This is a genomic window from Aliivibrio finisterrensis, assembly GCF_008933155.1.
Classification (GTDB): Bacteria; Pseudomonadota; Gammaproteobacteria; order Enterobacterales; family Vibrionaceae; genus Aliivibrio; species Aliivibrio finisterrensis.
This window is the reverse complement of sequence record NZ_WBVP01000060.1, coordinates 1-1,254: the sequence shown is the minus strand read 5'-3', so window position 1 is coordinate 1,254 and position 1,254 is coordinate 1. Positions and strand designations below refer to the sequence as shown.

Genomic DNA, 1,254 nt, shown 5'->3' with positions numbered 1-1,254 from the left:
TGTAGTGGTACCTTTACTTTGGAGGGTAACTAAGCCTTATAATGACGTTAATTTATGAGGAATAATCCATGCCACGAAAAGAGCGAGTTACACCCACTGAACAGCAAAAACTAGAGTATGCCAAAATGATGGTAGAAGATGGTTATACAAACCAACAGATACAAGAGATATCAGGGGCTTGTTCATCAGCAGTTGTTCGGTGGAAGCGACAATACAAGCAAGAAATGCTTGGTATTACGCCACAAAATACAACAGCGTTTACCTCAGAGCAACGGCGTATTCAAGAGCTTGAAAAACAATTAGCTAGAGCAAAGCGGGACATTGATATATTAAAAAAAGCGAGCGCCTTGTTCATCCAAGACCATTAAGGCTGAAAACTGCCAGGCAATTGAAGAAGGCGTTTCCACATTTTACGATTACTGAGTTATGCCGTATTCTTTCGGTCTCGAGCAGTAGTTTTTATTCCCGCAAGGTTTCTAGAGCCAGTGACGAGTCCTTAGTTAGTAAGATAAAGAAAATTGCACATGATTCAGGTTATACCTATGGTAAGCGTAGGATACATAACGAATTAAAGGCCTTTGGTATTTCCATTAGTCTATCTAGGGTTTCTAAGTTAATGAAAAGTTTAGGTATCGTAGTTAGGTTCCCTAAGAAGAAACATTATTATCCTAATTCTGGTTTAGAGGTTATTTATGCACCAAATTTACTAAAGCGACAGTTCTATCCATCAGAGCACAATACTCAATGGGTTACGGATGTTACTTATATACGCTCTCATCAAGGGTGGAGCTATCTTGCTTGTGTATTAGATCTTGCGACAAAGGAAGTGGTTGGGTATGCACTATCTCAATCACCAGATACTCATCTAACGCTAGCAGCGTTAGATGATGCCATAATGAAAAAATCCCCGAAGACAGGGAGTTTAATGGTTCATTCTGATCAGGGCTGCCATTTTAGTTCTCATGCATATAGGAACCGATTAAAGACGTTAGGTATAACCCAGAGTATGAGTCGCCGAGGTAATTGCTGGGACAATGCAGTCATGGAGCGTTTCTTCCGCTCACTAAAGTCAGAGCGATTAAATTATCTCAAGTTTATCAACCATCAATCGGTGGTTGTTGAGACAGAGCGCTACATTAGATTTTACAATTACAAGCGACGTCATAGCTCAATCGGGTATTTAACGCCGCACGAAATGTATCAGAAAAAACAAAAAGTGGCTTAGAAAGTCTCCAAAAAAACTGGACCATTACA

1 protein-coding gene is annotated in these 1,254 nt (G+C 40.0%); it reads left to right on the top strand.

The features are described 5' to 3' along the window. Positions 1–68 precede the first annotated feature (68 nt). Positions 69–1,225, top strand: a protein-coding gene (locus tag F8B77_RS17250) for an IS3 family transposase (RefSeq protein WP_151656893.1) whose coding sequence is annotated in 2 segments (ribosomal slippage) — positions 69–330 and positions 330–1,225 — 1,158 coding nt in all. Because the reading frame shifts where the segments join, the coding sequence is not laid out codon by codon here. Positions 1,226–1,254: the final 29 nt, after the last annotated feature.